Below are 22,868 nucleotides of genomic sequence, written 5' to 3' on the forward strand. Positions count from 1 at the left end.
AGCGCCGCCGCCTCCCCGGCGACGTCCGCGCCCGCCGCGGGTCGTGAGCCGGACCGCGTGGGCGCGGGCGAGCCGGGCCAGCCCGACATCGCCGTCCAGCGCCGGATTGGCCATCTCCTCGGCGATGCCCGCCCAGGTCGCGGCGTCCTCGGCGTCGTGCCTGCCCGGCGCGGACCCCGCCAGCGCCTCGGCGCACCCGGTCAGCGTGCCGAAGTCGAGCCCGCCGGTACCGGCCGCGCAGCCCGCGATCAGCGCCTCCGCGCCCTCCGCGTGCCGTCCCGCGTTGATCATCGCGAAGGCGCGGACGATGGACGTCATGTGCGTCCACCACTCGCCGGACCCGGTGTCGCAGGAGACGGCCTCCTCCCCGGCCGCCAGCGCCCGCTCGTGGTCGCCGGACCAGCTCGCGATCAGGCACTGCTGCGTCGCCCCGTAGGCGATCACCTCGGGGGAGCGCAGGTCGCGGCCGACGGAGGCGGCCTCGTCCGCGGCGGCCGCGGCCTCCTCCAGCCGTCCGAGCAGGCCCAGCGCGCGCGCCCGTCCGGCCAGCATGTAGCCGAGGATGTACAGCTGCCCGGTCCGCCGCGCGATCGCGACGAGCCGGTCGACGTGCCGCAGCGCGCTGTCGTACATGCCGAGGAACAGCTCCGCCCACACCAGCCAGGTGATGCAGTCGAGGCAGTCGGCGAAGTCGGTGTCGGACGCCGCCGCGAACCGCTCGTCGGCCGCCCGCGCGTACGCGATCGCCTCGGCGGTCTCGCCGCGCGCGTGCGACACCATCGGACGCATCGACGCGACCGCCGCCGTCAGCCCCGGGCCCCACTCGGGGGCGCTCTCGGGAATGGTGTCCAGGACCGCCTGCGAACCCCGGGTGTCGATCTTCTGGATGCGGTCGGCGACCAGCCGGATCCGCAGCAGCAGCGCCTCGGGCGTCTGCCGGTCGGGGATGCGGCGCAGCTCGTCCAGGACGAGCGCGCGCGCCTCGTGGATGCGGCCGATCTGCCGGTCCATGACCGCGCACAGCTGGACGGTCCGCGCCCGGCGCAGGGTGTCGGCCTCGGGCAGCAGCGCCAGCAGCGTCCGCGCGGTCTCCCGGCCCTCCTCGGCGTGCCCGCTGACGGCCTGCACGTGCACGAGCTCCAGCAGCAGCTCCGTCCGGTCGGGCCCGCCGGCCGCCGGTTCGTCCGGCAGCAGCCGCAGCGCGGCCTTCAGCCAGTACGCGGCGGTGCCGGGGGCCTGCGGCCCGACCGAGCGCGCCGCCTCCACCAGCGTCGCGACGGCCCGCCGGTCCCCGAACTGCGCCGACCGCACGACGTGGTGCGCCTGCACCGTCGCGGGGGCACCCAGCTCCGCCAGCCGCACCGCGACCCGCTCGTGCGCCGCGAGCCGCCACCCGGCCGCCGTCGACGCGTACGCCACGTGCCGCACCAGCGGATGCCGGAACTTGAACCGCCCGCCCGACCCGGCGCGCACCACGTCGTGCGCGGTCAGCACGTCCAGCGCGGCCAGCGCGGCGGCCTCGTCCAGCTCGGCGGCGACGGCCGCGAGCGCGGGCTCGAAGAAGTCGGCGGCGACGGCCGCGCCGCGCGCGAGCAGCAGCGCCTCCGGCGGCAGCGCGCTCAGCTCGACCTGCAGCGCCGTCCGGACGGCCGCCGGGACGTCGGTCAGCTCCGCGACGCCCTTGCGCCAGTCGGTCCCGTCGACCGCGGCGTCGTCGCGTCCCATCCGGGCCAGCGCCTCAAGGTAGAAGGGGTTGCCGCCGCTGGCCTTGAACAGCGACTCGCACCGCGCCGCGCCCACGTCGGGGCCGAGGAACTCCTCGACCTCCCCCTGGGTGAGCGGGTCGACCGGCATGCGGGTGCCGTGCGGCCCGGCCGCGTCGACCAGCGCCGCCAGCCGCGGCGACGCCTGCGCGGGCCGGTACGCCGCCGCGACCAGCACCCGGGCGCGCGGCGGATGCCGGACGAGATGGTCGAGCAGCTCGATCGTCGCGTCGTCGGCCCAGTGCAGGTCGTCCAGGATCAGCACCAGCCCGGACGGCGCCGCGAGCTGCTCCAGCAGATGCCGTACCGTCCGGTGCAGCTGGTAGCGGGCCACCCGCGACGCCGGGTCGCCGCCGGGCGGCGCCGGTTCGGCCGCCGGGTCCGACAGCGCGGGGAACACGGTGCCGAGCAGCCGCAGCTGCGCGTCCGAAAGGTCGGGAACCGACTCCTCCAGCAGGTCGTCGAGCGCGTCCACGACGGCGCCGAACGGCATCTCCTGCTCGAACTCGGCGGCCCGCCCGGCCAGGCACGGCAGCTTGCGCGCCTCGGTCCCGTCGGCGAGCTCGCCCAGCAGCCGCGTCTTGCCGACGCCCGGCTCGCCGATCAGCGCCAGGAAACCGAACCCCTGCTGGACGCCGTCCAGCGCGCGGCCGATCCCGGCCAGCGCGTCCCGTCGCCCGACCAGCGGAGCATTGCCGGGCGACTGAGCACCGGCGTCGCGCTCGGCACGACCCTCCATGTCCACACCCCAACAGCGACAGGCGGTCGAAACGCCGTGATCATGCTTGTCGTCGCGGTTCCCGAGAATTGCAGGGATCACCTTATCGGGTGATCCGTCAATAAGGCGGGGCAACACGCCCTCTGGTACGTGGGCCCGCCTCCTTCGTGACCATCGTGTCCAATAGCTATCAAGCGTCGCAAGGGGCCCGGTGTCAACCGGGGGTGGGTAAACCGTGCCCCGGCCGTCACATTCCCGGCCGTCCCGCCCGGCGCCGCGCGCGCGACGCGTCGCAGCCGCGCCCGCGCCCGGCGCGGGGAGTCGGCGATCCGGCTGAACACCGTTACTGCCCGCGTCACCGGCCGCGCCGGCCGCCGTGCCGCACCGTCCAGGCCCCGCATGAACGCGAACTGCTCCAGCGTCGGCGGCCCGAACGCCAGGCTCCGCACCGTCGCGGCGTCCGCGTAGGAGCGTCCCGTCCAGACGAGGTACGCCGCGACCATCGACCCGGTCCGCCCCACGCCCGCGCCGCAGTGCACGAACACCGGGCGCCGGGCCCCCTCGACCACGTCCAGGAACCGCCCCACCTGCGCCGCCGAGGGCGCCCGCCCGTCCGGCAGCGGAATCCGCACGACGGACATCCCGGCCGCGGCCGCATCCCGGTCCGGAACGCGCGCGGCGGGCGAGCCGGGCGCGGCCGGTCCCGCCGGGGCGGCCTCGGCGCGGAGGTCGACGATGGTGCGGACGCCTTCCGCGCGCAGCCAGCGGATCCCTTCGGCGGTCGGGGCGGCGCCGCGCCAACACGCGGTCGTCGACGCGGGCGAACTTCGGGACGCCGGGCGCGGGGACCCGGTGGACGCCCGCGCGTGCGCGTTCGCTCAGCAGCAGCATCGCCGCGCCGGTGCCGAGCCACGCGGCCGCGTAGCCCGCGATCGTCCAGCCGAGGATTCGCCGCGCGCGCACACGGCGAGGTTAACGTCAGCGCAGCCGCTCCGCTGCCTCGTTCCAACGATCGGTGTCATCGGACGGCTCGTAGCGGCGCAGTTGCTGCGTCGCGGCGACGAGTTCGCGCATCTCGGCGAGGCTCCCCACGCTGCCGTGCGCGCGCGCCTGCACCAGGACGTTGCCCAGGGCGGTCGCCTCGACGGGCCCGGCGACGACGGGCAGCCCGCACGCGTCGGCCGTCAACCGGCACAGCAGCTCGTTGCGGCTGCCGCCGCCGACGAGGTGCACGACCTCGACGTGGGTGCCCGACAGCCGCGCGGCCTCGCGCAGCGTCTCCCGGTGCGCCAGGGCGAGGCTGTCCATGACGCAGCGGACCGTCTCGGCGCGCGTCGCCGGTTCGGGGAAGCCGCGGCGGCGGCAGTGCGCGGCGATGCGGGCCGGCATGTCGCCCGGCGGGAGGAACTCGGGGTCGTCGGGGTCGATGAGCGACCGCAGCCCCGGCACCCGCGCGGCCTCGGCGAGGAGCGCGGGCAGATCGGGGTTCCCCCAGGTCCGCATCGACTCCTGCAGCAGCCACAGCCCCATCACGTTGCGCAGGTACCGGACGGTGCCGTCCACGCCGCCCTCGTTGGTGAAGTTCGCCTTGCGGCTCTCCTCGCCGAGGACGGGCTCGTCCAGTTCGACCCCGACCAGCGACCACGTCCCGCAGGAGATGTAGCCGAACCGGCGGCCGGACGCCGGGACGGCGACGACCGCGGACGCGGTGTCGTGCGAGCCCACGGCGGTGACGGGCGTGCCGCGGTGCCCGCACTCGCCGCCCGCCTCCGGCCCCATCCGGTCGATCACCTCGCCCGGATCGACCAGCGGCGCCAGCACGTCCGGCGAGACACCGGCGAGGTCGAGCAGGGGACGCGACCACAGGCCGCTGCGCGCGTCCAGCAGGCCGGTCGTGGACGCGTTCGTCCGCTCGGCGACGCGCCTGCCGGTCATCCAGAACGCGAGCAGGTCGGGGATCAGCAGCAGGGTGTGCGCGCGGGACAGGTCGTCGGCGGCCAGCTGGTAGATCGTGTTGAACGGGAGGAACTGCAGGCCGGACTCCCGGTAGAGCAGGTCGTCGCCGGCCTCGGCGCGGACCCGTTCCATGACCCCGTCGGTGCGCCCGTCGCGGTAGTGGACGGGGTTGCCGAGCAGGTCGCCGTCCTCGTCCAGCAGCCCGTAGTCGACGGCCCACGAGTCGATGCCGATGGACGCGAGGCCGTCCGGGCACGCGCGCAGCCCGTCCAGGACGTTGCCGTAGAGCCCGAGGATGTCCCAGTGCAGGGTGCCGTTCACCCGCACGGGCCGGTTCGGGAACCGCCGCACCTCCCGCAGGTCCAGGACGCCCGGGCCGACCCGCGCGGTCATCACCCGCCCGCTGGACGCGCCGAGGTCGGCGGCCGCGAACATTTTCTCGTTCATTCCGCGATCACCACTTCGAGGGTTCGGGGGCCGTGCACGCCCTCCACGCGCGACAGTTCGATGTCGCTGGTCGCCGAGGGGCCGGAGACCATCGTCAGGGGACGGGACGCGTCGAGCAGCTCCAGCGCCTCGGGGACGTCGGGGGCGACCTGCGCGGCGCGGACGACGATCAGGTGGTAGTCGGGGACCAGCGACAGCGCGCGGGGTCCCTGCCCGGGCCCGTGGTCGAGGACGATCGTGCCGGTCTCGGCGATCGCCGCGGCGCAGCCGGTGACGGCGCCCGCGAGCCCGTCCAGGTCGGCGACGGCCGGGTCGCGCACGATCGACGGCACGTCCGCGAGCCACGCGTCCGGCAGATCGGACGGCGCCCCGTACGCGCCCGGCCGCGCCGCGAGCCGTTCGGCGATCAGGCGGGGCAGGTCGGCCTCGGCGGCCCGCAGGACGGTCGCCCGGTAGTGGGCGACGCGCTCGGCCAGCAGATCGAGGACGCCGTCCTCGTGGTGCCGCCGCGCGTAGCCGCGCTCGATCCGCGCGTAGTCGGCGGCGACGTCCGCGGCCGGACGCGCCGGGACGATCCCGTCGACCCGCCGCAGGATCTCGTCCCGCGCGCTCATCGCCCGTCCCCCGTCTCCCGCTGCGCACCGTTCGTGCGGCCCGCGTCGGGTTCGCGCCCGGCGCCGGTTTCGGGCGGGGGCAGCCCGGGGCCGCCGCCGGGGCGGCCGCCGTTCGTCCGGGACCACCAGGCGCGGAACGACTCCTTCGGCGGCGCGGGGGCGTCGCGGGTCTCGGTCCAGGCGTGCAGCGGTCCGGGGAGCCGCCGGATCCGGCCGCGGGGCGCGACGATGCGGCGGACGCCGACGCGGCGCGCTGCACGAGCGCGAGGCGCGCGGGCGAGCGCAGCGTCCACCCGGCGGCGGTCATCGCGGCCCGTTCCACCGGGTGGCGGGGGCCGTCCTCGACGGCGCGGCGCGCGCAGGTGGACGAGCACTTCGGGGATGTCGATCGCGACCGGGCAGGCTTCGAAGCACGCGCCGCACAGCGACGACGCGTACGGCAGGGAGGCGTCGACGTCCGAGCCGATGCCGCGGATCTGCGGCGACAGGATCGCGCCGATCGGCCCCGGGTAGGGCGAACCGTAGGCGTGCCCGCCCGCGCGTTCGTAGACGGGGCAGACGTTCAGGCACGCCGAGCAGCGGATGCAGCGCAGGGCCTGCCGGCCGACCTCGTCGGCGAGCGTGTCGGTGCGGCCGTTGTCGAGCAGGACGAGGTGGAAGTCGCGGGGCCCGTCGCCGGGGTGCACGCCCGTCCAGGTGGAGGTGTAGGGGTTCATCCGCTCGGCGGTGGACGAGCGGGGCAGGAGCTGCAGGAACACCTCCAGGTCCCGCATCGTCGGGACGATCTTCTCCACGCCCATCACCGAGATCAGCGTCTCGGGGAGGGTGAGGCACATCCGGCCGTTGCCCTCCGATTCGAGGACGACGAGGGTGCCGGTGTCGGCGACCGCGAAGTTGACGCCCGACACCGCGACCTTCGCCGACAGGAACTTCGCCCGCAGGTGCCGCCGGGCGGCCTCGGCGAGGTCGGCGGGGGAGTCGGTCAGGTCCGCGGGCGCGTCCGGCATCTCCCGCCGGAAGATGTCGCGGATGTCGGACCTGTTTCGGTGGATGGCGGGGACGAGGATGTGCGACGGGCGGTCGTGCCCGAGCTGGACGATCAGTTCGGCGAGGTCGGTCTCGTAGGCGGCGATGCCCTCGTCGGCGAGCGCCTCGTTGAGGCCGATCTCCTGGGTGGCCATCGACTTGACCTTGACGACCTCGGTCTCGCCGGTGGCCTTCACCAGGTCGGCGACGATCCGGTTCGCCTCGGCGGCGTCGCGCGCCCAGTGGACCGTTCCCCCCGCCTCGGTCACCTTCTCCTCCAGCCGCCGCAGGTAGTGGCCGAGGTTCGCGAGGACGTGGTCCTTGAGCTGCTTGCCCGACTCGCGCAGCGCGTCCCAGTCGTCCAGTTCGGCGACGGCGGCGGCGCGGCGCTCCCGGATGGTGCCGGTGGCGTGCGCGAGGTTGCCGCGCAGCCGCGTGTCCGCGACGGCCTCGCGCGCGGCGTCCGGGAAGGCGGGCATGCCGAGGTAGGTCGGCATCGCGTTCTGCGAGGTCATGCGGGTTCTTCCTCCGTGGACGCGAGGATCTCGGCCAGGTGGACGGTCCGGACGCCCGCGCGGGTGCGGGTGAGCGCGCCGCCGATGTGCATCAGGCAGGAGTTGTCGGCGGCGCACAGCGTCTCGGCGCCGGTCTCCCGGACGGCCGTCACCTTGTCGGCGCACATCGCCGCCGACACGTCGGCGTTCTTCAGCGCGAACGTGCCGCCGAACCCGCAGCACTGCGTCGCGTCCGGCAGGTCGGCCAGGTCGATGCCGCGGACCTCCTTCAGCAGCCGCAGCGGACGGTCGCCGACGTGCAGCATCCGCAGCGAGTGGCAGGTCGGGTGGTAGGTGACGCGGTGCGGGTAGTACGCGCCGACGTCGGTGACGCCGAGGACGTCGACGAGGAACTCCGTCAGCTCGTACACGCGGGACGCGAGGGCGGCGGTGCGGGGCGCGAGGCGCGGGTGCCAGTCGCGGATCATCGCGGCGCACGACGCGACGGCGTCACGACCGCGTCGTAGTCGCCGAACGTCTCGGCGAACCCCTTCACCAGGTGTTTCGCCTGCGTGCGGTAGCCGGTGTTGAGGTGCATCTGCCCGCAGCACGTCTGCCCGGCCGGGAACTCGACGTCGTGGCCGAGCCGCCGCAGCAGCCGCACCATCGCCTTGCCGGTCTCCGGGTACATCGTGTCGTTGACGCAGGTCAGGAACAGCGCGACCTTCATTCCTGCCCTCCCTTCGGGGCGCCGGCGGGCCGGCTGGACTCGCGGACGACGAGTTCGGGCTGGAACATCACCTGCTGGTGCGCGTGCCCGGCGCCCTCGTCGTCGCACTCCTCCAGCAGCAGCTCCGTCGCGATCCGGCCGAGCTGGTAGGTGGGCTGCCGCACGGAACTCAGCGGGACGGCGGCGGCCGCGGAGAACTCGATGTCGTCGTACCCCATGATCGCGACGTCAGTCGGGACCTTCACCCCGGCCTGCAGCAGCTCGCGCTGCACGCCGAGGGCGAGCAGGTCGTTGGCGCAGAAGATCGCGTCGGGCAGCGGGCGGCCGTCGGCGAGCAGGCGGCGCGCCGCCTCCTGGCCGGAGCGGGCGTTCATCGCCGGGACGGTCACCTCGCGCAGCGCGTCGCGGCCGAGCCCGGCGGCCTTGAGCGCGCGCAGCGCCCCCTTGCGCCGGTCCGCGCACTGCCGCAGGACGGACGGGCCCGCGACGTACGCGAGGGTGCGGGCCCCGTCGTCGAGCAGCCGCCCGGCGGCCAGCTCGCCGCCGCGACGTCGTCGACGCGACCGAGCACTGGTTGGCGCGCGGCGTCGGGTGGTCCAGCAGGACGACCGGGACGCCGCGGTCGCGGAGCCGGTCGGCGTTCGCGCCGTCGTCGCCGACCGGGGTCAGCAGGACGCCGCGGACCCGCTGCTCGGCGAGGACCCGCAGGTTGCGCTGCTCCCGCTCGTCCGACTCGGCCGACGAAGAGAGGATCACCGCGTAGCCGCGTTCGCTGGCGACGTCCTCGACGCCGCGGGCGAGGTCGGTGAAGAAGGGGTTGGCGAGGTCGAGCACCATCAGCCCGATCGTGCTGCTGTGCCCGGCGCGCAGCGTGGACGCCGACCCGTTGCGGACGAACCCGAGTTCGACGATCGCCTGCTCGACGCGGGCGCGGGTGGCGTCGGCGACCCGCTCGGGCCGGTTGAGCACGTTCGACACGGTGCCGGGGGAGACGCCGGCGTGCGCGGCGACCTGCTTGATCCCGACGGCCGGCCGCGCCCCCGCGGAGCCGGAACCGCCGCCCGGCCGCCCGGTGCCTTCAGTGCTCACGCTTTCGCCCCCGTCGAGATCCGGTTGTGGTGTCGGACACTTTGGGTCATCGATTAAAACGTGTCAACCCCTGGATGACCAGATCGGGGCCGCCGGGTGTCGCGGCCGGACCCGGTCGCAGGGGAACTTCAAAATGTTCGAAACCCTTGACGGGCCGGGGTTCTTGCTGCGTCTGGAGGGGGTCCGCCCGATGTTCCCCCTTGACGGGTGCGTCACGTCACATCTACCGTCCTCCGCAACATCCTGTTAAAACGTTTTTCACCGTCCCGTTTCGGACGTCCCCCGCGAGGAGGGTCGCCATGAGTGCACCCGGCCGGTCGGCACCGCCGACATTGGCCCTGGTCAACGTGAGCAAGTCGTTCGGCGCCGTCCGCGCCCTGCAGGGGGTGACCCTGGAGCTCCACGCCGGCGAGGTGCACGCGTTGGCGGGCGAGAACGGCGCCGGCAAGTCCACGGTCGTAAAAACGTTCGCAGGCGTCCACCGGCCGGACGCGGGCGAGGTGCGGGTGGACGGCGCGGCGGTGAGCTTCGGCGGTCCCGCCGACGCGCAGGCCGCGGGCGTCGCCGTCATCTACCAGGAGCCGACCCTGTTCCCGGACCTGTCGGTCGCCGAGAACATCTTCATGGGCCGGCAGCCGCGCGCCGCGGCCGGCCGCATCGACCGCAAGGCGATGCACGCCGAGACGGCGAAGCTGTTCGAGCGGCTCGGGGTCGCGCTCGACCCGCAGCAGCCCGCCCGCGGCCTGTCGATCGCCGACCAGCAGGTCGTGGAGATCGCCAAGGCCATCTCCCGGGACGCGCGCGTGCTGATCATGGACGAGCCGACGGCCGCGCTGACCGGGCAGGAGGTCGCCCGGCTGTTCACCGTCACCCGGACGCTGCGCGAGCAGGGCTGCGCGATCCTGTTCATCTCGCACCGGCTGGAGGAGATCTTCGAGATCTGCCAGCGGGTCACCACGCTGCGGGACGGCACCTACATCGGCACCGAGCCGATCGACGGCCTCACCCCCGACGACCTGGTCCGCCGGATGGTCGGCCGCGACCTCGACGCGCTCTACCCCAAGCAGGACGTGGCGCCCGGCGAGGTCGCGCTCAAGGTGAGCCGGCTGACCCGCGAGGGCACCTTCGCCGACGTCTCGTTCGAGGTGCGGCGCGGCGAGATCGTCGCGCTGGCCGGGCTGGTCGGCGCGGGCCGCTCCGAGGTCGCCCGCGCGATCTTCGGGGTGGACCGCTGGGACGCCGGGTCCGTCGAGGTCGCCGGGAAGGCGCTGCCCGCGGGCAGCCCGACCGCGGCGATGTCGGCCGGGCTCGCGCTCGTCCCCGAGGACCGCCGCCAGCAGGGCCTGGTCATGGACATGTCCATCGAGCGGAACATGGGCCTCACCCAGCTTCGGACGCTCCGCAAGGCGACCGGCCGCGCCGGGCTGATCTCCCGGAAAGTGGAGCGCGACCGCGCCGCCGACTGGGCGCTGAAGCTGCAGCTGAAGTACGCGCGGCTCAGCGATGTCGTCGGCGTCCTGTCGGGCGGCAACCAGCAGAAGGTCGTGCTCGCCAAGTGGCTGGCGACCGAGCCGGACGTCCTCATCGTGGACGAGCCGACGCGCGGCATCGACGTCGGCACCAAGGCCGAGGTGCACCGGCTGCTGTCGGAACTCGCGGCGCAGGACCTCGCGGTGCTGATGATCTCCTCCGACCTGCCGGAGGTGATCGGCATGGCCGACCGCGTCCTGGTGATGCACGAGGGCCGGATCACCGCCGAGATCGGCCGCGCGGACGCGACCGAGGAGAACGTGATGGCCGCCGCGACCGGCCGCGCCGACAACGGAAAGGCCGCCTGACCCATGACCGTTCTCGCAGAGTCCCCGGCCCGCAGCGGGCCGGACGGCGCGCCGGGGGGAGGCCGCCGCCTCGTCGACCTCCTCCTGCGCGCGCGCGAGCTGAGCATCTTCGGCGCGCTGGTCGTCCTGGTCGTCGCCACGACGATCGCGAACCCGCGGTTCCTGTCCGAGCAGGGCGTCAAGGACATCTTCCTGAACGCCTCGATCCTGGTGCTGCTGGCCGTCGGGCAGACGATCGTCGTCGTCACCCGCAACATCGACCTGTCGGTCGGGTCGGTCGTCGGGCTCGTCGCGTTCCTGGTCGGCAGCTTCGTGTCGGGGAGCGAGACGAACATCCTCGTCGCCGTCCTGCTCGGCGTCGGGATCGGGCTCGTCTGCGGGCTCGTCAACGGGTTGCTCGTCAGTTTCTGCAGGGTCCCGGCCCTGGTCGTCACGCTCGGCACCCTCTACGTGATCCAGGGGCTCCAGTACCGGATCGCGCAGGGCGAGCAGATCAGCGCGTCGGAGGTCCCGGACGGGATCCTGTCGGTGGGCACCGGCGGCATCCTCGGCATTCCCTACCTGCCGATCATCACGGTGGTCGTGATGCTGCTGGTCGGCTACTACCTGCGGTCCTACTCGTCCGGCCGGGAGTTCTACGCGATCGGCTCCAGCCCGGAGGCGGCGCGCCTGGCGGGCATCCCGATGCGCCGCCGCGTCCTGACCGCCTACCTGGTCAGCGGCGGACTCGCCGGCCTGGCCGGGGTGCTGTGGCTGGCCCGGTTCGGCACGGTCGTCGCCGACGCCGCCAACGGCTGGGAGCTGACGGTCGTCAGCGCGGTCGTGGTCGGCGGCGTCGCGATCACCGGCGGCGTCGGCACCGTCTACGGCGCGGCGCTCGGCGCGCTGCTGCTCACCACCATCGGCAGCGTGCTGGTGGTGCTCAAGGTCAACTCGTTCTGGCAGCAGGCCATCACGGGCGTCCTGCTGCTGCTGGCGATCAGCGTGGACCGGCTGCTGGAACTGCGCATGGCGCGGGCGCTGAAGTCCCGCACCAGGCATTCGGTGGACGCGCCCGGCACCGCGGCGCCCGCGAAGAGCGAGTCCGCGCCCGGCACCGCGGCGCCCGCGAAGAACGGTACGACGGGCACGGCCACGAAGGGGAAGGACTCATGACGAGCGACGCGCGCTCCCTGTCGGTCTCGGCCGGACGGTTCGTCCGGTGGGAGACGGCCATCACGGCGCTGCTGGTCGCGGTGTTCGTCGGCGGCATCGGGTTCTCGCCCGACTTCGGCAACAGCGGCAACCTGTCGTTCGCGCTGCGCGACCTGTCGGAGATCGCGCTGATCGCGCTGCCGATGACGCTGCTGGTCGTCTGCGGCCAGGTGGACCTGTCGGTCGCGTCCGTCCTCGGGCTGTGCAGCGCCCTCACCGGCAAGCTGTGGGACGGCGGCATGGCGATCGAGTCGATCATCCCGATCGTGCTCGCCGTCGGGCTCGTCTTGCGGGCTGGTCAACGGGTTCCTGGTGACGAAGCTGGGGCTGCCGTCGCTGGCGGTCACGATCGGCACGATGACCCTCTACCGGGGTCTCGCCTACGTGACGCTCGGCACCGGCGCGGTGTCGCAGTTCCCCGCGACCTACACCGACATGACGCTGAACAACGTGCCGGGCACCCCGATCCCGTACCCGATCGCGCTGTTCGCCGTGCTGGCCCTGGCGACCGGCATCGTCCTGCACGCCACCGGCATCGGCCGGTCGCTGTTCGCGATCGGCGCGCAGGAGGACGCCGCGTACTTCGCGGGCATCCGCGTCAAGCGCATCAAGCTCGTGCTGTTCGCGGTGTCCGGCGTCGTCGCGGCCCTCGCCGGGATCATCTACACGCTCCGCTACGGCAGCGCCCGCGCCGACAACGGGCTCGGCCTGGAACTGACCGTCATCGCGGCGGTGCTGCTCGGCGGCATCGACTTCGACGGCGGCAAGGGCACCCTCGGCGGCGTCATCGCGGCCGTGCTGGTGATCGGCCTGCTGCGCAACCTGCTGATGCTGAACGACGTCAGCACCGAGACCCAGTCGATCGTCACCGGCTTCCTGCTCATCATCAGCGTCCTCACGCCGCGGCTGATCGCCGTGTTCCGCGAGGCACAAGGGCGGCGGCGGGGCGCGAAACCCGCGACCCCCGCCGCGTCCTCCTAGCCCGGGTCCGCCCGCCCCGCACCACCCACCCCAGATCGAATCTCCGAAAGGCACACCAATGACCGTCCGTCTGCGCCTCCCGCGCCGCGCCCTCGCCGCGGCGACCGCCGGCGCGCTCGCGCTGTCGCTCGCCGCCTGCGGCGGCACCACGAAGGACTCGGCCGAGTCCTCGGGCGACAAGTCCGCCAGCGGCAAGACCGCGAACCCGAACGCGCCCATGGAGAAGGGCCTCAAGCTCGCGTTCCTGCCCAAGCAGGTCAACAACCCGTACATGAAGATCGTGGACGACTCCGGCATCGCCGCCGCGAAGGGGTTCGAGGCCGAGGCCAAGGAGGTCGGCCCGTCCGACGCGTCCGCGTCCTCGCAGGTCTCCTACATCAACACGCTGATCCAGCAGCAGCACGACGCGATCATGATCTCCGCGAACGACCCGAACGCGGTGTGCGGCCCGCTCAAGCAGGCCATGCAGCAGGACATCGCGATCGTCGCCTACGACTCCGACACCGCGCCCGAGTGCCGCGACGTGTTCATCAAGCAGGCCAGCTCCGAGGACATCGCCCGCACCCAGGTCGAGATGCTCGCCGAGCAGATCGACTCCAAGGGCAAGTTCGCGATCCTGTCGGCGACGGCGAACGCCACCAACCAGAACGCCTGGATCGAGCTCATGAAGAAGGAGCTCGAGAAGCCCGAGTACGCCGACATGGAGCTGGTCAAGGTCGCCTACGGCGACGACGACGACCAGAAGTCCTTCCAGCAGACGCAGGGTCTGCTGCAGGCGTACCCGGACCTGAAGGGCATCATCGCCCCGACCACGGTCGGCATCGCCGCCGCGGCCCGCTACATCGACGGCTCCGAGTACAAGGGCAAGGTCGCGGTGACCGGCCTCGGCACCCCGAACCAGATGCGGCAGTTCATCAAGAACAAGACCGTCGAGGAGTTCGCCCTCTGGGACCCGAAGCAGCTCGGCTACCTGGCCGCGTACGCGGGCGGCGCGCTGGCGTCCGGCCAGATCACCGGCAAGGAGGGCGAGGTCCTGAAGGCCGGCGACCTCGGCGAGCGCACCATCCAGCCGAACGGTGAGATCATCCTCGGCCCGCCGACGAAGTTCAACGCCGACAACATCGACGAGTTCCAGTTCTGATCGTCCGATGGCATCCGGACGCGGAAAGCGCGTGTGCTTCCTGCTGAAGGTGAGGCAGGACCGCCTGGCGGAGTACAAGGTGCGCCACCGGGCGGTCTGGCCCGACATGCAGGAGGCGCTGCGCGACTCGGGCTGGCACAACTACTCCCTGTTCCTGCGTGCGGACGGCCTCGTCGTCGGCTACCTGGAGACCGACGACTTCGAGGCGGCGCGGGAGCGCATGGCCCGGACGGACGTCAACGCCCGCTGGCAAGCGGAGATGGCGCCGTTCTTCGAGGACCTCGACGGCCGCCCCGACGAGGGGATGCGGCCGCTCGAAGAGGTCTTCCACCTCGACTGAGGTGGGCGGGCCGTAGCAACGACGGGCCTTCACCAGAGGGCTTCTGACGAATCGAGAGGTTGACCGTGAGCGACACCAGCGCGGTGAAGGACGCCCTGCGCCGCCAGCAGATCGAGACTCCCTCCTGGGCGTACGGGAACTCGGGGACCCGGTTCAAGGTCTTCGCCCAGCAGGGCGTGCCGCGCACCCCGCAGGAGAAGATCGACGACGCCGCGCAGGTGCACCGCTTCACCGGGGTCGCGCCGACCGTCGCGGTGCACATCCCCTGGGACAAGGTGGACGACTACGCCGCCCTGGCGGCGCACGCCAAGGAGAAGGGGGTGCGGATCGGGGCCGTCAACACCAACGTCTTCCAGGACGACGACTACATGCTCGGCAGCGTCACCAACCCCGACCCGGCGATCCGCCGCAAGGCCCTCGCGCACCTCCTCGAGTGCGTGGACATCATGGACGAGGTCGGTTCCCGCGACCTGAAGCTGTGGTTCTCCGACGGCACGAACTACCCGGGGCAGGACGACGTCCGCGCCCGGCAGGACCGGATGGCCGAGGCGCTCGCCGCCGTCTACGAGCGGCTCGGCGACGACCAGCGGTTCCTGCTGGAGTACAAGCTGTTCGAGCCGGCGTTCTACATGACCGACCTGCCGGACTGGGGCACGTCCTACGCGCACTGCCTCAAGCTCGGCCCGAAGGCGCAGGTCGTCGTGGACACCGGGCACCACGCCCCCGGCACCAACATCGAGTTCATCGTGGCGTTCCTGCTGCGCGAGGGGAAGCTCGGCGGGTTCGACTTCAACTCCCGCTTCTACGCCGACGACGACCTGATGGTGGGCGCCGCCGACCCGTTCCAGCTGTTCCGCATCATGCACGAGGTGGTGCGCGGCGGCGGGTACGAAGCGGAGACGGGCGTGGCGTTCATGCTCGACCAGTGCCACAACATCGAGCCGAAGATCCAGGGCCAGATCCGCTCGGTGATGAACGTCCAGGAGGCCACCGCGAAGGCGCTGCTGATCGACCGCGACGCGCTGTCGGCGGCGCAGGCCGCCGGTGACGTCCTCGGCGCCAACGCGATCTTCATGGACGCCTACAACACCGACGTCCGCCCGCTGCTGGCCGAACTGCGCGAGGAGACGGGCCTGCACCCGGACCCGATCGCCGCGTACAAGGCGTCCGGCTACTTCGAGCGCGTCGTCGCGGAGCGCCAGGGCGGCCAGGCCGCCGGCTGGGGCGCCTGACACCGCTCCCAACCCGCACACCCGCTGATCCGGATTCGGCACCGACAAGGAGAGCATCGATGACCGCGACCCCACCCGAGGTGGGCAAGCTGCTGGAACGGGCCAACACCCTCGGCTCCGACCCCCGCAACACCAACTACGCGGGCGGCAACGCCTCGGCGAAGGGCACCGTCACCGACCCCGTGACGGCCCGCGACGTCGAGCTGATGTGGGTGAAGGGCTCGGGCGGCGACCTCGGCACCCTCACCGAGAAGGGCCTGGCGGTCCTGCGCCTCGACCGGATGCGCGCCCTCGTGGACGTCTACCCGGGCGTGGAGCGCGAGGACGAGATGGTCGCCGCGTTCGACTACTGCCTGCACGGCAAGGGCGGCGCGCGCATCGATCGACACCGCGATGCACGGCCTGGTGGAGGCGGCGCACGTCGACCACCTGCACCCCGACTCGGGCATCGCGATCGCGACGTCCGCCGACGGCGCCGAGCTGACCCGCCGGATCTTCGGCGAGAAGGTCGCGTGGGTGCCGTGGCGGCGGCCCGGCTTCCAGCTCGGCCTCGACATCGCCGAGATCAAGGAGCGGAACCCGAACGCGATCGGCGTGATCCTCGGCGGGCACGGCATCACCGCGTGGGGCGACACCAGCGAGGAGTGCCGGGCCAACTCGCTGGAGATCATCGGGACGGCCGAGGCGTACATCGCCGAGCACGGCGCCGCCGAACCGTTCGGCCCGGTGCTCGACGGCTACGAGCCGCTGCCCGCGGACGAGCGCCGCGAGCGCGCCGCCGCGCTGTTCCCGCTGATCCGCGGGCTCGCGTCCGCGGACCGTCCGCAGGTCGGGCACTTCACCGACGGCGAGGCGGTGCTCGACTTCGTGTCGCGCGCCGAGCACCCGCGGCTGGCCGCGCTCGGCACGTCCTGCCCGGACCACTTCCTGCGCACCAAGGTCGCGCCGATGGTGCTGGACCTGCCGCCGTCCGCGCCGCTCGACGAGGTCAAGGCCCGGCTGAAGGAACTGCACGCGCAGTACCGGGCGGAGTACGCCGCCTACTACGACCGGCACGCGACCCCGGACTCCCCGGCGATGCGCGGCGCGGACCCCGCGATCGTCCTGGTCCCCGGCGTCGGCATGTTCTCCTTCGGCGCGAACAAGCAGACCGCGCGGGTCGCGGGCGAGTTCTACGTCAACGCGATCAACGTGATGCGCGGCGCGGAGGCGCTGTCGTCCTACGCGCCGATCGACGAGGCGGAGAAGTTCCGCATCGAGTACTGGGAGCTGGAGGAGGCCAAGCTCCGCCGGATGCCGAAGCCGAAGCCGCTCGCCACCCGCGTCGCGCTGGTGACCGGCGGCGGGTCGGGCATCGGCGCCGCCACCGCGCACCGGCTGGCCGCCGAGGGCGGCGCGTCGTCGTCGCCGACCTCGACCTCGCCGCCGCCGAGAAGGTCGCCGCCGAACTGGGCGCGTCCGCGCTGCGGGCGGCGGACGTCGCGGTCGCGGTCGCGGCGGACGTCACGTCCGAGGACGAGATCGCGGCGGCCGTCCGGGACGCCGTGCTGGCGTTCGGCGGCGTGGACCTGGTCGTCAACAACGCCGGGCTGTCGATCTCCAAGCCGCTGCTGGACACGACCGTCGCCGACTGGGACGTGCAGCACGACGTGATGGCGCGCGGCTCGTTCCTGGTCGCCCGGGAGACCACCCGGGTGATGATCGACCAGGAGATGGGCGGCGACATCGTCTACATCGCCTCCAAGAACGGCGTGTTCGCCGGGCCGAACAACATCGCCTACGGCGCCACCAAGGCCGACCAGGCGCACCAGGTGCGGCTGCTGGCCGCCGAACTCGGCGAGCACGGCATCCGCGTCAACGGCGTCAACCCGGACGGCGTGGTGCGCGGCTCCGGGATCTTCGCCGGCGGCTGGGGCGCCAAGCGCGCCGCGGTCTACGGCGTCGAGGAGGAGAAGCTCGGCGAGTTCTACGCCCAGCGGACGCTGCTCAAGCGCGAGGTGCTGCCCGAGCACGTCGCCGCCGCCGTCTTCGCCCTCACCGGCGGGGACCTGACCCACACCACCGGCCTGCACGTGCCCGTGGACGCGGGCGTCGCCGCCGCGTTCCTGCGCTGAACCGCGGTATCCGGCCCAGAGCACGAAAAGAAGAAGGAAGGACGACCGGCCGGACCGGCGTCGGCTCCGGTGTTCGCAGCACCGAGGCCGCCGTCGCGTTCCCGCACGGCCGGCCGGTCGTCCGTACGGGCCCTCTCAACAGTAGACCCGAAGGGAAAACGATGGACCCGGTCAAGAAGTTCGCTCCCACCCGTGTGTCCGCCATCACCACCGCCGGTCTCGCTCTCGCCGCCCTGCTCGCCGTCCCCGCCGGGACGGCGGCCGCGGCCCCCGCCCGGCCGCCGGGCGACGGGTTGGGGCTGCCGCCGCTGTCGCGCGCCGACCGCTACATCCTCGCCCCATCGGACCGCACCGTCCGTGCCGCCAAGACGCACGAGTCGTATGCCGTCAACTCCGACTACGTCACCGCCGCTTCCGCCGAATCGGAGACGCGGGGCCACGCGCTGCGCGCCGGTTCCTCCACGACCGCCAAGGCGGACGGCGTCATGACCCGGCAGACCGGTACCGACGCCGGCGCGTGGTTCGGGTACACGATGCGCGCCGCCCCGAACCGGGAGGTGCGGTTGCGCGTCGAGGAGGCGGGCAGCGCGACCGCCCGCTACGACGTCCTCGTCAACGGGCAGGTCGTGTACCGGCGCGAACCCGATCCACGACAGTCCGGCGTGTGGAGCGGAGACAAGGCCGGTCTCGTCCACTACGACGTGCGGGTTCCGTCCCGGCTGGTCGGCCGGTCCGGCGAGATCGAGGTGACCTTCCGCAACGCGGACGAGCCCGGCACGGGCGCCCGCGTCCATGCCGTCTGGACTCTGGGCGAGTCCGGGAAGCCGTCCCGCGCGCCGTACGGCGGGACCGTCGGGAACCCGTCCGGAGCCATCGGCAAGGGGACGACCACGCTGCGGTCGAACGAGTACGGCCGCCCCTACGTCATCTACGACTTCGGCCAGGAGGTCGGCGGGCAGATCCAGGTCACGGCCGACGTCCGCGAGGGCTCGCCCCGGCTCGGCCTGGCGTTCAGCGAGAGCCCCGCCTACCTCACCACCGCCTCGGACTACAGCCAGGACCCGGTGGGCCTCGCCACCGAAACCCACTACCTGGAAACCGAGCGCGGGCGGAAGACCATGACCGACCCGGTGATCCGGGGCGGGTTCCGCTACCTGATGGTGTTCCTGGACGGCCCGGGCGAGGTCGCGCTGTCGGACCTCCGGCTGAAGTTCACCGCCGACCCCGCCAACCCCGACCTCAACGGCTACCGGGGCGCATTCCTGTCCAGCGACGACACCCTGAACCGGCTCTGGTACGCGGGCGCCTACACCGTGCAGATGGCGACGATCGACCCCACGACCGGGCGTCCCTACCCGGGCGCGGAGGGCCCGGTCCGCAACGACGCGATCGTCGGCGAGGGCAAGAGCATCATCAGCGACGGCGCCAAGCGCGACCGGATGATCTGGGGCGGGGACAACGCCGTCGCCGACACGGTGTCGTACCTGTCGACGGGCCTGGCCGCGCCGTCCGCCAACGCCGTCGGCTTCATGGCGAAGGGGCAGGCCGAGAACGGCCAGATCCCCGGCATGTACCTCACCGAGAAGCACGGCTACCAGATGAACTGGGGCGAATACGCGGCCTGGTGGCTCGACAACTACTGGACCCACTACCTCTACACCGGTGACCAGGCGTTCTTCGACAAGTGGTACGGCGCCATGAAGAAGAACGTCGCGTGGCTGGAGTCCAAGGCCGACTCCGACGGGCTGCTGGACATGAAGGGCGCGGGCGGCACCTGGGGTTACGGCAACGAGGCCAAGGGCACCTACATCAGCTCCCTCTACGTGCGGGTGCTCGGGCAGGCGGCCGAGGCGGTCGAGACCAAGGGCGAGACGGAGTTGGCCGCGACGTACCGCGCGCACGCCGCCCGTACCGCCGAGGCGATCAATGACAAGCTGTGGGACGAGAAGGCGGGCGCCTACAAGGTCGGCCCGGCCGACGACCGCCACCCGCAGGACGGCAACGCCATGGCCGTCGTCGCCGGAGTCGCCACCGGCGAGCGCGCCGAGCGGGTGCTGGAGTTCTTCGGCGACGACCTGGCGGGTCGCTACGGAGACCTGACCGTGGACGAGGCGGGCGGTGTGGTCCCGCAGTACATCAGCCCGTTCGTGTCCGGCCAGGCGCTGCTCGCGCACGTCGACGAAGGCGACGTCTCCGGCGCGATGTCGCTGCTGCGGCGGACCTGGACCCCGATGCTCGGCAAGGACCAGCCCGGAACGCTGTGGGAGAACGTCAGCCCGGTCGGCGCACCGCAGCTCGGCTCCTACACGAGCCTGTCGCACGGCTGGGCCGCCGCGCCGACGTCCTTCCTGACCAACCAGGTCCTCGGCGTCGCCCCGACGTCCGGCGGGTTCGGCACCTTCGCCGTCACCCCCCATCCGCCGAAGGGCCTGAAGTGGGCGCAGGGACGGGTGCCCACTCCGCACGGCGACATCACCGCCGCGTGGCGGCAGCGCGGCCGCACCTTCACGCTGCGCGTCGAGGCGCCGTCCGGCACCACCGCGACCGCCGGGGTGCCCGCCGAGGGCACCACCGAGGTCCGCGTCGGGAACACGGTCGTCTGGCGCGCTGGCGGCACCGCCCGTCCCGGCGTGACCGTCAAGGACGGCCGGATCCAGCTTCCCGGCCTCACCGGAACCACCACCGTCACCGCGACCCGGACCAGCTGACCTCCCCACGTCTGGAGCAACGATGGCTCACCACCCCAAGCACCACCGTTCCCTCGCCTTGGCGGCCATCGCCGCCGCCGTGGCCGTCACCGGCGCCGCCGCCGTGCCCGCCGCCGCGTCCCCAGGCGGCCACGGCCACGGCCACGGTCCCTGGCAGGACGCCTCGTACACGCCGACCCCCGGCAACTGGCGCCCGTACGTTCTGGCCCCGGCCGACCGCAACGTCGAGCCCGTGAAGGTGTTCAAGGCCGATCCGCGCGACGGGAAGATCACGGGTTCGCCGGACGCGGCCCTGAAGAAGGGCGGCGGCTCCGTCCGCCTCACCGGCACCGGCGACCGGACCGGCTCCCCGCTGCTGATCATCGACTTCGGCAAGGAGGTCGCCGGGCACCTGAAGGTCCGGGTCAAGGGCGCTTCGGAGACGCGGCCGGAGCTGCGCGCCTGCTTCACCGAGTCCGTCCGATACATGGCCTTGGACCCGGACGACAACGAGGGCCAGGGCGAGATCGCGCCGGGCTGCGACACCGCCAACATCTGGAACGGCTTCCCCGGGCAGCCCTACACCGAGGACACCGACAGCCACGCCCTCCCGCTCGACGGGCAGGAGCTGCCGGGCACCGTCCGGGACGAGACGCTGCGCGGCGGCTTCCGGTACGCGACCCTGTTCCTGGACAGTCCCGGGTACGTCGACATCGACGGCATCACCGTCGACTTCACCGCCGCGCCCGACCAGCGCGACCTGGACGACTATCGGGGCCACTTCCTGTCCAGCGACAACCTGCTGAACAAGATCTGGTACGCGGCGCCTACACCGTCCAGATCAACACCGGCGCGTCGAACACCGCCAAGAGCTGGCCCTACAAGCCGGGCGAGGGCGACCACGCGGACGCACAGGTGCCGTTCGCCGACCCCGGCACGTCCGTCATCTACGACGGCGGCAAGCGCGACCGGATCATCTGGCAGGGGGACCTCGCGGTGCAGGCGCCCGTCGCCTACGTCAGCACCTACGACATGGGCGCGGTCGACAACTCGCTGTCCTCGCTCGCCGCGCAGCAACTCCCCGACGGCTACATGCCCGCGGCGAGCCTCGTCGGCCAGCACAACCAGAACGAGCTGCGCAACTACGGCGAGTACGTCACCTGGTTCGTGTCGAACATGTACGACCACTGGCTCTACACCGGCGACCGCGCCTACCTCGACAAATGGTGGCCGCAGCTCACCAAGGCGACGGCCTGGCTGGAGTCGGTGCGCGCCCAGGACGACAAGGGGCTCATCGCGTTCGAGAAGGTCGGCTCCTGCGGCCACTACGGCTACTCCAACTGCGGCCACGAGACCTACGTCAACGCCCTGTACGCCCGGAACCTCACGCAGATGGCGGAGATGGCCGAGGCGCGCGAGGACGCCTCCACCGCCCGGACGTACCGGGACCGGTCCGCCACGGTCCGGCGGGCGATCAACGAGCAGCTGTGGGACGACGAGGCCGGCGCCTACCGGCTGTCCCGCGAGATCCCGGGCGCCTACCCGCAGGACGGCAACGCCGCGGCCGTCCTGGCCGGAATCGCCGAAGGCGACCGCGCGAAGCGGGCGCTGGCCTACCTGCGCGAGCACAACTGGTCGAAGTACGGTTCCCTCACCGTCTCCGAGTCCACGCCGAACGACTCGCTCCCGCCGTTCTACGCGCCGCTGCCCAGCTGGGCCGAGGTCGACGCCCGCCTGAACACCGGCGACACGTCCGGTCTGGACCTGATCCGCAAGTACTGGGGCCACCAGCTCGGCCAGGACCCGGGCTCCACGTTCTGGGAGCACATGCAGCCGGACGGTACGCCCAACCTCAAGCAGTTCTCCAGCCTTGCGCACGGTTGGGCGGCCGGGCCGACCGCCAGCCTCACCACGAAGGTGCTCGGCGTCCAGCCGACCGGCCCCGGTTACTCCTCCTGGGCCGTCGTCCCCTTCACCGGCAAGCTGAAGTGGGCCGAGGGAACCGTCCCGACGCCGCACGGCGACATCGCCGCGTCCTGGCGCAAGAGCCGGAACGGGTTCCAGCTCAAGGTCACCGCGCCGCGCGGCACCGACGGACGCCTCGCCGTCCCGGTCTCGTCGTCCACCGACCGGGTCACCCTGGACGGCCGGACGGTGTGGGCGCACGGCAAGGCCCTCGTACGCGGCGTCAGCAGTGACGGGGGCCACGTCTACGTCGACGGCGTGGACGCTGGCCGGCACACCTTGCAAGCCCGGTGACGGGTCCCGTTTCCGGCCCCTGACGGGACTCGCCTCAGGGCGTGATCGGGGGATCCGCCTCAGGCACCGACCGGCCGGACCCGCGGGCGTACTCGCACGACCGCTGGTCCGGCGGCCGTGCCGCGACGCGGACGCCGCCCACCCACCCGTTCACTGTGAGAGGACGTGTCTGCGTGTCCGAATCGCCATCCCCCCACGACCGGCCGGCGGGCGTCCGGCGCCGCGACGTGCTCCGCGCCGCGGGC

The 22,868-nt window shown here is 72.8% G+C and carries 14 protein-coding genes and 4 pseudogenes; 9 read left to right on the forward strand and 9 right to left on the reverse strand.

From position 1 onward, the window contains the following. The 8 genes and pseudogenes from BJF79_RS05800 to BJF79_RS65275 form a co-directional block, all read right to left on the reverse strand. On the reverse strand, positions 1–2,502 hold a 2,502-nt coding region (locus BJF79_RS05800), incomplete at its 3' end, for an ATP-binding protein (protein WP_075895356.1). Between the two features lie 77 nt (positions 2,503–2,579). Continuing rightward, the gene (locus BJF79_RS66535; protein WP_083733196.1) at positions 2,580–3,251 is read right to left on the reverse strand and encodes a fused DSP-PTPase phosphatase/NAD kinase-like protein; all 672 of its coding nucleotides are present in this window, start codon (positions 3,249–3,251) and stop codon (positions 2,580–2,582) included. A 208-nt stretch (positions 3,252–3,459) separates the two neighbouring features. Further along, positions 3,460–4,884 carry a rhamnulokinase gene (locus tag BJF79_RS05810; protein WP_075895358.1) on the reverse strand — a complete coding sequence of 475 codons (1,425 nt, stop codon included), beginning with the start codon at positions 4,882–4,884 and terminating at the stop codon, positions 3,460–3,462. Continuing rightward, on the reverse strand, positions 4,881–5,498 hold the full coding sequence (locus BJF79_RS05815) for a lactate utilization protein C (protein WP_075895359.1): 618 nt from the start codon (positions 5,496–5,498) through the stop codon (positions 4,881–4,883). Before BJF79_RS05815 ends, BJF79_RS05810 begins: the two co-directional genes overlap by 4 nt. Positions 5,499–5,599: 101 nt before the next feature. Further along, positions 5,600–7,003: pseudogene (locus BJF79_RS05820) on the reverse strand (LutB/LldF family L-lactate oxidation iron-sulfur protein); the annotation flags it as partial. Positions 7,004–7,035: 32 nt separating this feature from the next. Further along, positions 7,036–7,748: pseudogene (locus tag BJF79_RS05825) on the reverse strand ((Fe-S)-binding protein). Then, the gene (locus BJF79_RS65270) at positions 7,745–8,284 is read right to left on the reverse strand and encodes a substrate-binding domain-containing protein (protein ID WP_316043279.1); all 540 of its coding nucleotides are present in this window, start codon (positions 8,282–8,284) and stop codon (positions 7,745–7,747) included. The pseudogene BJF79_RS05825 and the gene BJF79_RS65270 overlap by 4 nt, the downstream one beginning before the upstream one ends. Positions 8,285–8,351: 67 nt before the next feature. Further along, a pseudogene (locus BJF79_RS65275) lies at positions 8,352–8,837 on the reverse strand (LacI family DNA-binding transcriptional regulator); the annotation flags it as partial. 299 nt (positions 8,838–9,136) lie between these two features. Here BJF79_RS65275 and BJF79_RS05835 point away from each other — a divergent pair. From BJF79_RS05835 to BJF79_RS05870, 8 genes and pseudogenes are all read left to right on the forward strand, one after another. Beyond that, positions 9,137–10,675 carry a sugar ABC transporter ATP-binding protein gene (locus BJF79_RS05835; RefSeq protein ID WP_075895360.1) on the forward strand — a complete coding sequence of 513 codons (1,539 nt, stop codon included), beginning with the start codon at positions 9,137–9,139 and terminating at the stop codon, positions 10,673–10,675. A gap of 3 nt (positions 10,676–10,678) precedes the next feature. Next, positions 10,679–11,830: an ABC transporter permease gene (locus BJF79_RS05840; RefSeq protein ID WP_083733197.1), complete on the forward strand. Its 1,152-nt coding sequence runs from the start codon at positions 10,679–10,681 to the stop codon at positions 11,828–11,830. 351 nt (positions 11,831–12,181) lie between these two features. Further along, the gene (locus BJF79_RS05845; protein WP_262401590.1) at positions 12,182–12,850 is read left to right on the forward strand and encodes an ABC transporter permease; all 669 of its coding nucleotides are present in this window, start codon (positions 12,182–12,184) and stop codon (positions 12,848–12,850) included. A 58-nt stretch (positions 12,851–12,908) separates the two neighbouring features. Then, positions 12,909–13,991 (forward strand): rhamnose ABC transporter substrate-binding protein, encoded by a 1,083-nt coding sequence (rhaS, locus tag BJF79_RS05850; RefSeq protein WP_075895361.1) that lies wholly within the window; start codon positions 12,909–12,911, stop codon positions 13,989–13,991. A 7-nt stretch (positions 13,992–13,998) separates the two neighbouring features. After that, a complete protein-coding gene (locus tag BJF79_RS05855; RefSeq protein ID WP_075895362.1) occupies positions 13,999–14,331 on the forward strand; it encodes an L-rhamnose mutarotase in 333 nt (110 codons plus the stop codon). A gap of 65 nt (positions 14,332–14,396) precedes the next feature. Beyond that, positions 14,397–15,563, forward strand: a complete 1,167-nt coding sequence (gene rhaI / locus BJF79_RS05860) for an L-rhamnose isomerase (protein ID WP_075895366.1) — start codon at positions 14,397–14,399, stop codon at positions 15,561–15,563. 59 nt (positions 15,564–15,622) lie between these two features. Beyond that, a pseudogene (locus BJF79_RS05865) lies at positions 15,623–17,677 on the forward strand (bifunctional aldolase/short-chain dehydrogenase). Positions 17,678–17,838: 161 nt separating this feature from the next. After that, a complete protein-coding gene (locus BJF79_RS05870; protein WP_075895363.1) occupies positions 17,839–20,385 on the forward strand; it encodes an alpha-L-rhamnosidase C-terminal domain-containing protein in 2,547 nt (848 codons plus the stop codon). Between the two features lie 27 nt (positions 20,386–20,412). Here the strand turns inward: BJF79_RS05870 and BJF79_RS52820 are convergent, their stop codons facing one another. After that, the gene (locus BJF79_RS52820; protein ID WP_143219728.1) at positions 20,413–20,631 is read right to left on the reverse strand and encodes a hypothetical protein; all 219 of its coding nucleotides are present in this window, start codon (positions 20,629–20,631) and stop codon (positions 20,413–20,415) included. Positions 20,632–21,279: 648 nt separating this feature from the next. On the opposite strand from BJF79_RS52820, the gene BJF79_RS05880 reads away from it, so the two are divergent. Further along, positions 21,280–22,623, forward strand: coding sequence for an alpha-L-rhamnosidase C-terminal domain-containing protein (locus BJF79_RS05880; RefSeq protein ID WP_075895365.1), 1,344 nt, complete (start codon positions 21,280–21,282; stop codon positions 22,621–22,623). Positions 22,624–22,868: the final 245 nt, after the last annotated feature.

Source organism: Actinomadura sp. CNU-125 (assembly GCF_001942465.1).
GTDB lineage: Bacteria > Actinomycetota > Actinomycetes > Streptosporangiales > Streptosporangiaceae > Spirillospora.

What these genes read in the sequence shown, in the direction of transcription:
- BJF79_RS05810 (WP_075895358.1), bottom strand. Translation starts at nt 4,884, where the DNA reads ATGAACGAGAAAATGTTCGCGGCCGCCGACCTCGGCGCGTCCAGCGGG.
- BJF79_RS05815 (WP_075895359.1), bottom strand. Translation starts at nt 5,498, where the DNA reads ATGAGCGCGCGGGACGAGATCCTGCGGCGGGTCGACGGGATCGTCCCG.
- BJF79_RS05835 (WP_075895360.1), top strand. Translation starts at nt 9,137, where the DNA reads ATGAGTGCACCCGGCCGGTCGGCACCGCCGACATTGGCCCTGGTCAAC.
- BJF79_RS05840 (WP_083733197.1), top strand. Translation starts at nt 10,679, where the DNA reads ATGACCGTTCTCGCAGAGTCCCCGGCCCGCAGCGGGCCGGACGGCGCG.
- rhaS (WP_075895361.1), top strand. Translation starts at nt 12,909, where the DNA reads ATGACCGTCCGTCTGCGCCTCCCGCGCCGCGCCCTCGCCGCGGCGACC.
- BJF79_RS05855 (WP_075895362.1), top strand. Translation starts at nt 13,999, where the DNA reads ATGGCATCCGGACGCGGAAAGCGCGTGTGCTTCCTGCTGAAGGTGAGG.
- BJF79_RS05870 (WP_075895363.1), top strand. Translation starts at nt 17,839, where the DNA reads ATGGACCCGGTCAAGAAGTTCGCTCCCACCCGTGTGTCCGCCATCACC.